Source organism: Anaerophilus nitritigenes (assembly GCF_004138215.1).
In the GTDB taxonomy this organism is placed as follows: Bacteria; Bacillota; Clostridia; order Peptostreptococcales; family Thermotaleaceae; genus Anaerophilus; species Anaerophilus nitritogenes.
In genome coordinates this window covers 26,895-35,584 of the sequence record NZ_RYYS01000062.1, presented here as the reverse complement: position 1 = coordinate 35,584, position 8,690 = coordinate 26,895, and the positions used below count along the sequence as shown (strand labels likewise).

Here is an 8,690-nt window from a genome sequence, read left to right as displayed (position 1 = left end):
ATAAAGTAATGGAGCAGGATTATGAACAATCCCACCCCAACTATTGACATAGAGCCAAAAAACCTTTTGCCAAGAGACAAAAGGTTTTGATTACATTAAGAATAGATATCACTATATGTGTATCTTTTCTTTTCACATCCTTTTCAGTCTCTCTGGACCGATTTAAAGGCTCCTTATTTATTTTCATTTCATCTTATCATATATTATTATTTTTTGTCAATATCTATTTTATTCCCTATAGGTTATTCTTTATTTTATCCCCTCTTCTTTCTTCTTGTATACCAGAATACATTTTAATATTTTTGTAATAATTAGGGAATATGTTTTTAAATTTTTTATTAGTTATCCACATCTATCCACAATAATTTGTGGATAGATGTGCTTTATATACTATATATTGTTTGATTATTTATATATTAATATGATAGTTATATGAATAAACTTTATGGTTCTATTAAATCTGAATCATCATTGATTTTATAATTCCAAAATCTTATATATTATACAACCGTCTATCCTACGATTACTTTATCCTCTGGATACCTGATGCATGCTTTTTCTTTCTTTTGTTTTTTTGCTAAAGCTACTGCAATGGTGAGAGGTCCTACTCTACCTGCAAACATAGTAACGGCAATGAGTATTTTTCCTATATGAGTAAGCTTAGAAGTAATTCCCATAGACAGTCCTACGGTACCAAATGCTGAAACTACTTCAAATAATATTTCAATAAATTCAAAACCTACCTCAGTTATAGAAAGAAGTATTGTCATAATAATTACTATCATCATAGCAATTCCAATAACTGCTAATGCTCTATTAATCAGTTCTTTTGCAATACGTCTATTAAAAATTTCTGTATCATCTTTTCCTTTAATAACAGAAATAATAGTTAGTATGAGCACTCCTGCTGTTGTAGTTTTAATTCCTCCTGCTGTTCCTGCTGGAGATCCTCCTATAAACATTAAAAGAATTATAAAAAATATAGATGCCATAGTCATTTTGTCTATAGGTAATGTATTAAATCCAGCAGTTCTTGGTGAGACAGACTGAAACATAGACGAAATGAACTTCCCTTTAAAGCTTAGGTTTTTTAAAGTATCTGGATTATTATATTCTAAAAGAAAAATAGCAACAACTCCTACTACAATTAATATGATTGTACTGGATAAAACCATTTTTGAATGAAGAGAAAATCTACTAAATCTTTTTTTTGTAATCATTTCAAGAATAACAGTATATCCAAGTCCTCCACCTATAATAAGAGTACATATTACAAAATTGACCAAAATATCATCTACATATCCTGTAAGGCTTGAAAAATTTCCTATTAGATCAAATCCTGCATTACAAAATGCAGAAATAGCATGAAAAATTCCATATGCAATTCCTTTGATCCATCCAAATCTAGGAATAAATTTAAAAGATAATAAAATAGCTCCTATACTTTCAATGATAAAAGTAGTAATAAGAATATATTTTGTAAATCTAACAATCCCAGACATAGAAAATTGACTTAAAGCCTCTTTCATCACAAGACGCTCTTTTAATGTGATTTTTTTTCCAAACAAAAATGCAATAAAAGTACCCATAGTCATAAATCCTAACCCGCCAACTTGAATCAAAAGTATAATAATAGTTTGTCCAAAAACAGTCCAATGTGTTCCAGTATCTACTACTACAAGACCTGTAACACATACTGCTGAAGTTGCTGTAAAAAAAGCATTTATAAATCCTACACTTTGTCCATTTCTAGACGCGATAGGAAGATTTAAAAGTATAGCTCCTATCATAATAACAATCAAAAATCCTAAAACTAGAATTTGACTAGGATCTAATTGAAATAAGTCATGTTTCTTTCTCATTTTCATTCATACACCACCAACTATCAAATTTTCAAAAATAAAAAAAAGCATAAAGAAACCATGGTTTTCTATGCCGTTGTTTCCTCTTTCAATGCTTACGAGGTTAGCTGTCGGGCTCGGATTGAAAGAGTTATCCTATCCTTATGGAATTCGCCCCCTAAAAAGGGTCCCCCGCTTCTATTTAGAATTCAGCATTATTTTATTTATTAACTATTAATTATAGAATTGCTCTAATTATTCGTCAAAAACAATTCTCATGCTTATACGCTCATTCTTATACAAATATATCTGTTTTTCTAAATTATACCACATTCTTTTAGTATTGATCTTATTTTCTTATAGATAATCCATATTCATATCTTTTTAAATTAAAGAACAAATTTCTCATTTCCTTGTTTTTTTACGTCATTGTGGTATACTAAATAGGAAAAAAAGAATTAGGAGTTGTGCTTATGTCAAATACTATTCAAACAGGAAACATTCTTACTGGCAAAGTTACTGCCATTAAACCCTTTGGTGCTTTTGTAGCACTTGAAGAAGGAAAAGAAGGATTGGTTCATATTTCACAAGTAGCTCATGCATTTGTGAAAGATATTAATGAATTTCTTTCTATTGGAGATGAAGTACAAGTAAAAGTACTTTCTGTAGACGAAACGTCCGGAAAAATTTCACTTTCTATTCGTGAAACACAACCTGCTCCAGAAGCTACTCAAGAAAATCGTCCTCGTCGTCCAAAACCAAAGAAAAACAATATGAACTACCAAGATCCTGAAAACAAAGAAGCTTTTAATCCTCTTGCAGATCAATTAAAAGCTTGGATGCAACAATCCGATAAATAAAAAAATCAACCAATATGGTTGATTTTTTTATTATGAAAATAGCAATCGATCACTAAATACATCGTCCTTCTGAACTGTTTCAAAACAATTTAAAAGCTTCTCTATAGTTAATTCATTTTTTTGTTGTCCCTTTATATCTAATATAATATTTCCTTTGTGCATCATAATCAATCTATTGCCTATGGATATAGCTTGATGAAGATTATGAGTTACCATTAAAGTTGTAATTTTTTTTTCTTCTACAATCTTTTGAGTCAGTTCTATAATTCTTTCAGAAGTCCTTGGATCCAGAGCTGCTGTATGTTCATCTAACAAAAGAACATCAGGATTTGAAATCGTAGACATCAAAAGAGCTAATGCTTGCCTTTGTCCTCCAGATAACAATCCTACCTTAGTATTCATCTGCTCCTCCAGTCCTAAAGAAAGCTGTCCTACTAAGTCTATAAATTGAGAAATATCTTTTTTAGAAATACCCATAGTTAAATTAAATTTCTTACCCTTATGAGCTGCCATAGAAAGATTTTCAAATATAGTCATAGATGGAGATGTTCCCATGGTAGGATCCTGAAATACTCTTCCTATCATTTTTGTTCTTTTATATTCTGCTTCCTTAGAAATGTCTTTTTCTCTTAAAAGAATATTTCCCATATCCATAGGAATAGATCCAGATATCATATTTAAAAGAGTAGATTTTCCCGCTCCATTACTTCCTATAATCGTAATAAAATCTCCTTTTTCTACCTGCAATGAAAATTTTTCAAATACTATTTTTTCATTCACTGTATCTTTATGAAATGTTTTTGATAGATTTTGTATTTGTAACAGGACACTCACCTCCTACTATAAATATTTTTTTAATAGAAGCTCCAATTTTTTTCTCATTTAATGCCAGTGCTAATGCTACAATCACAGCAGTAATCAATTTTAAATCTGTAGTTGGAAATCTCAATTTGAGTGCAAAAGCCATACTCATTTTATAAAGCATAGAACCTACTAAAGCCATAGTTGTAGGAAGAATAAATGAAACTTTTCTTAAAACGGCTTCTCCAAATATAATGGATGCAAGCCCCATTACAACAATTCCTGTACCCATTCCTATATCTGAAAACCCTTGATATTGGGCTGCTAATGATCCAGATAAAGCTACAAGTCCATTAGACAGCATAAGCCCAACTATCTTTGTAAAACCTATATCTATCCCTAAAGAAGTAACCAATTGAGGATTATCTCCTGTAGCTTTTAATAAAAATCCAAACTTTGTTTTTAGAAAAATATCTAATAAAATTTTGATAAATAATGCAAATAATAAAATAATCCAAATAGGTTGTATCCCTATACTAAAAATAGTTTTTTGATTAAAAAGAGGAACATTAGCTTTTTGCATAATTCTTAAATTAATAGAATATAATCCAATCATTACTAAAATACCCGATAATAAATTTGTTATTTTGATTTTTACATGAAGGTATCCAGTCACTGCGCCTGCCATCATTCCAGCTATACATGATAAGAAAATAGCAAAAATAGGATGTATCCCCTTGATAAGAGCAGCAGCTGTTACTGCCGCTCCAAGAGGAAAACTCCCATCTACCGAAAGATCTGGAAAATCTAGTATTTTGTAAGTAATATATACTCCTAATACCATAATTCCAAACAATAATCCTTGTTCTAATATATTAATCCAAAAGTCCATATTACTCACCACTTTCTACAATTTGTGCTTTATTTTGTAAGTCTTTTGGTATTTGAATATTCAATTTTTTAGCGACATCCATATTGATCACCAATTGATTATCCTTTGCTAGGCTAATCGCTATATCCTTTGGATCTCTTCCTTTTAATATTTCTATAGCTATTTTTCCTGCTTCAAATCCTGATTTGTAGTAATCGATTCCTTCTGTTGCTAAAGCTCCACCTTTTACATGAGCTTCTTCTGCTCCTATTACAGGAATCCCTTTTTTTGTACATTCTGAAGTAATCAGTGTTATAGATGATGCTACTAAGTTATCTGTAGGAGTATATAAAACATCAACATCCTTTAAAAAGCTACTTAATACTTGTGATACTTCATTTACATTCGTAACTCCTGATGTAATGACTTCTAATCCTAATTTGTTCGCTTCCTTCTTTGCCATTTCCATTTGAATTTCTGAATTGATTTCACTTGTATTGTATAAAATCCCTACCTTCTTTGCATTAGGAATCAATGTTTTTAATAATTGAAACTGTTGATCTATAGGTGCCATATCAATAGTTCCTGTTACATTTGTTCCTGGTTTTTCTAAAGAATTTACTAATTCTGCTCTTACAGGATCTGTGACTGCAGCCATTACAATTGGAATTTCCTTTGTAGCATTAAAAGCTGCTTGTACTGCTGGTGTTGCAATAGCAAATATCATATCTTTTTTTTGTGATACAAAGTTTTTTGCAATAACTTGGGCTGTTGGAATATCTCCTTGAGCATTTTGAAAATCAATATTTACCTTTTCTGAAAACTCTTCTTCTAAAGCATCTTCAAAACCTTGTCTTGCTGCATCTAGTGCTGGATGTTCAACAATTTGACTAATACCTACTTGAATCTTTTCCTTTTGATTATCTGAAGTTGTTTGTCCACTACATCCTACCAAAAATACTACACCTACTAAAAATAGTGCTACTTTTTTAAATAAATTTTTCCCTACCATACTACCATCCTCCTAATTATTTTGATTTTTAAAAATAAAAAAACTCCCAGTAAGAGAGTTTTTGCATACACAAATAAATCCTTTAAAAGGACTTCTATTCTCCCTACCATTCTACCTAAGCTACCTTTTTTCAAACTACATTTCTACCATTCTACAAAACTGCCTACTAGTTGCCTACTAATTTTTATCATATTATATTTCAATCCTATATAAATGTCAATCCTATTTTTGAAATATTTATATATGCTCTGGTACAGAACGATGTGCAAGTCCCATAACTACTTCATTTAAATGAAGTAGTCCTATACTCATAAAAATACATACACTTAAATGTTCTCCGCTCCTTGCAATTCCGATCTTTCCTCCTACATTGAGTCCATTTGCCTTCATAGCAACCTGCATGATTGCCTCTCTTGCTGCTCCTGCTACAGCTCCATCATACACATGAGACTCTTTTATAACCCCTGTTTTTCTAGATGCAATAATAGCTCTTTCAATAATCTTAGGAATAGACTGAATTAAGTTTCCCCCTATATCTACAGCTGCACCTTTTATTCCTTTTTCCTTTAGCTTTTGTATTTGTTCTTCCTCCATAGTTCTTGAAGAAGAAATAGCAATTTCAACTGATGCTCTGGCTACATCAATACTATCTAGTTTCATCTTTTCACCTCCAAATAGTCTTTATATCGTTCTATTTATTATATCTATCTACTAATATTACGTAAACATAAAATCATCTACCTTAGATATTATCCTTTCATATATTCACATATAATATCTCCTGTTTGTGATGTAGTACCCTTACCTCCTAAATCAGGAGTTAGTTTTTCTCTATTTTCTAAAGCTCTCTCAATTCCTTTCATTACTTTATGTCCTAAATCCTCATGTCCTAAAAAATCAAGCATCATTTTTACAGACCAAATCATGGCTATAGGATTTGCAAGATTCTTTCCTGCAATCTCTGGAGCTGATCCATGAACAGGTTCAAACATAGATGGATACTCTCTTTCTGGATTGATATTAGCACCTGCTGCAAAGCCTAATCCGCCTTGTAGGCAAGCTCCTAGATCTGTAAGAATGTCTCCAAAAAGATTAGAAGTAACAATCACATCAAAGTTTTCTGGTTTTTGTAACATATACATAGCTGTAGCATCTACATGAAAAGATTCTGTTTGTATCCGTTTATTCTCTTTTGCTGTTTCTTCAAAAACTTTGTCCCAAAAAACCATGCTGTAATTAAGAGCATTAGATTTTGTTACACTTGTTACTTTATGAAATTTATCTCTTTTCTTTGCCAATTCAAATGCATATTTCATTAGTTTTTTAGTATTTCTTTTGGTAAAAATACTTGTTTGAATTGCTACTTCATCATCTGTTCCCTCCCGTTGTATTCCTCCTACTCCTGCATATTCACCTTCTGTGTTTTCTCTTACAAATACCATATCAATATCTTTAGCAACCTTATTTTTAAGTGGACAATCTCTTTGATCTAAAAGCCTAACAGGTCTTAAGTTGATATATTGATTAAAACCCTGTCTAATTTTTAAAAGAAGTCCTCTAAGAGATATATGATCTTTAACTCCTGGAAATCCCACTGCTCCAAGTAAAATGGCATCATATTTTTTTAACTTTTCCAATCCATCATCATCCATCATTTTTCCGTTTTTTAAATAATATTCACATCCCCAATCATACCAATCAAAAGTAAACTCTATATTTTTAAGAGCATTTAAAACCTTAATTCCTTCATTCATAACTTCTATTCCAATTCCATCTCCTGGTATTACTGCAATATTGTATTTTTTCATAAATTTTCCTCCTTGTATTTCATCATCTCATTGTTTCATTATTTTCTTTTTTATGAGTAAATATAAAGCTTAATTTTGTTTCAGTAATAATAATTGCACAAAAAATTAATAAGCATCCTAAGATCATCTTAGAAGTTAATAGATCTCCTAAGAAAATTATTCCAAATATCGTTCCAAATACAGCTTCTAAGGATAAAATAATAGCTGCATGAGTAGATGGCGTATACTTTTGTGCAACATTTTGAATGAGTAAAGCTCCCATAGTAGATACAAAAGTCATATAGCCAATTGCAATTGTTATATCCCTAAGATTTCCTTCAAATACAGGTGCAGGTTCAAATATAAATGCTCCTATCAAGCTAAATACTCCTGTTACTCCTATTTGAATCATAGCAAGTGTAATTGGATCCATATCCTCTGCAAAATGACCTACCAAAGTAATATGTACTGCAAATAATACTGCACATATTAGTGTAAGACTATCTCCAATTCCAATATGTAAACTTCCTTGAAGAGTTAAAAGTCCAATTCCTATAGCTGTTAAAAATGCACCGATCATAGCATGCCAGCTTGGTATTCTTCTAGTCATACCCCATACTAAAAATGGAACAATCACTACATTTGTTCCTGTTAAAAATGCTGATTTACTAGCAGTTGTATATTGTAATCCTATTGTTTGAATAATAAATGCCAAGAATAGAAAAATTCCTACAATAGTTCCAGAAATAAAATCCTTCTTTGTAATTTTAATAAATCTTTTCCAAAATATTATCGTCATTGTCACAAAAGCTAATGTAAATCTAATACCATTCATATAAAAGGGCTTTAAGATATGCAAACTATCCTTCATGAAGATAAATCCTCCACCCCAAATAATGGCTACTAAAAATAAAGAAAAATCTGCTAGTAAACTTTTTTTTGTATCCACCCTTTTATCTGATCCATACATATCCCACTCCTCCTTATATGAAATTTTTTGATTATTAAAAATAGTTCCTAATTTATAGTCTCATGAAACCTTTATTACGTCAAGCTTATCATTTTATATAAAAATAAAATTCCAATTTCAATATTTTTTCTATTCCTATGTTTAGAAATGAATTTAAACATATAGCCTTATTATAAAAATTTTCTCATATTTTCATAGTTTTTTATTTTTTAAAAAGAAGAACCTTTTTAGTGGACAATCATACTATGTAGTGAGATAAGAGAGGACAACCTAAAATGAAATATAAAATTTGTCTCTTATCATATCTAAAAAAGGAGGCTCTTTTATGACTATTGTACAAATTATAAAAACTCAATTCCAAGGTATAGATATTGAAGTCTTTACCGAAGGAGGATTTACTTTTACTGGTTCCGTTGCAGATGGATCAGATACTTTGGTTGTTTTAAGTAGTGGTGGTATCTTAACTACCATTGCAGGAGATCAAATCGTCGCTTTTAGACCTTTATAATTGTAAAAAGTTTGGTATGAATCAAATTCATGCCAAACTT

9 protein-coding genes and 1 riboswitch are annotated in these 8,690 nt (G+C 30.7%); of the genes, 2 read left to right on the top strand and 7 right to left on the bottom strand.

Annotated elements, in window-relative coordinates:
* Nucleotides 1–512: 512 nt before the first annotated feature.
* The gene (locus EK368_RS09235) at nt 513–1,862 is read right to left on the bottom strand and encodes a TrkH family potassium uptake protein (protein ID WP_423243540.1); all 1,350 of its coding nucleotides are present in this window, start codon (nt 1,860–1,862) and stop codon (nt 513–515) included.
* Between the two features lie 78 nt (nt 1,863–1,940).
* Nucleotides 1,941–2,066, bottom strand: a riboswitch (cyclic di-AMP (ydaO/yuaA leader).
* Between the two features lie 248 nt (nt 2,067–2,314).
* Between EK368_RS09235 and yugI the strand changes: the two genes are divergently transcribed.
* Entirely contained in the window at nt 2,315–2,701 is a 387-nt protein-coding gene (yugI, locus tag EK368_RS09230; protein WP_129598767.1) for a S1 domain-containing post-transcriptional regulator GSP13, read from the top strand.
* Nucleotides 2,702–2,731: 30 nt separating this feature from the next.
* On the opposite strand, the gene EK368_RS09225 is transcribed toward yugI, so the two are convergent.
* From EK368_RS09225 to EK368_RS09200, 6 genes are all read right to left on the bottom strand, one after another.
* Nucleotides 2,732–3,526, bottom strand: coding sequence for an ABC transporter ATP-binding protein (locus EK368_RS09225; protein WP_129598773.1), 795 nt, complete (start codon nt 3,524–3,526; stop codon nt 2,732–2,734).
* Nucleotides 3,489–4,394, bottom strand: a complete 906-nt coding sequence (locus EK368_RS09220) for an ABC transporter permease (RefSeq protein ID WP_129598764.1) — start codon at nt 4,392–4,394, stop codon at nt 3,489–3,491. The genes EK368_RS09225 and EK368_RS09220 overlap by 38 nt, the downstream gene beginning before the upstream one ends.
* 1 nt (nt 4,395) lies before the next feature.
* Nucleotides 4,396–5,385 carry an ABC transporter substrate-binding protein gene (locus EK368_RS09215; RefSeq protein ID WP_129598761.1) on the bottom strand — a complete coding sequence of 330 codons (990 nt, stop codon included), beginning with the start codon at nt 5,383–5,385 and terminating at the stop codon, nt 4,396–4,398.
* Between the two features lie 237 nt (nt 5,386–5,622).
* Nucleotides 5,623–6,045 carry a HutP family protein gene (locus EK368_RS09210; RefSeq protein WP_129598758.1) on the bottom strand — a complete coding sequence of 141 codons (423 nt, stop codon included), beginning with the start codon at nt 6,043–6,045 and terminating at the stop codon, nt 5,623–5,625.
* An 89-nt stretch (nt 6,046–6,134) separates the two neighbouring features.
* Nucleotides 6,135–7,193 carry a tartrate dehydrogenase gene (locus tag EK368_RS09205; protein WP_129598755.1) on the bottom strand — a complete coding sequence of 353 codons (1,059 nt, stop codon included), beginning with the start codon at nt 7,191–7,193 and terminating at the stop codon, nt 6,135–6,137.
* A gap of 22 nt (nt 7,194–7,215) precedes the next feature.
* On the bottom strand, nt 7,216–8,142 hold the full coding sequence (locus tag EK368_RS09200; protein ID WP_129598752.1) for a DMT family transporter: 927 nt from the start codon (nt 8,140–8,142) through the stop codon (nt 7,216–7,218).
* 325 nt (nt 8,143–8,467) lie between these two features.
* Between EK368_RS09200 and EK368_RS09195 the strand changes: the two genes are divergently transcribed.
* Nucleotides 8,468–8,650 (top strand): DUF6897 domain-containing protein, encoded by a 183-nt coding sequence (locus EK368_RS09195; protein WP_129598749.1) that lies wholly within the window; start codon nt 8,468–8,470, stop codon nt 8,648–8,650.
* Nucleotides 8,651–8,690 lie beyond the last annotated feature (40 nt).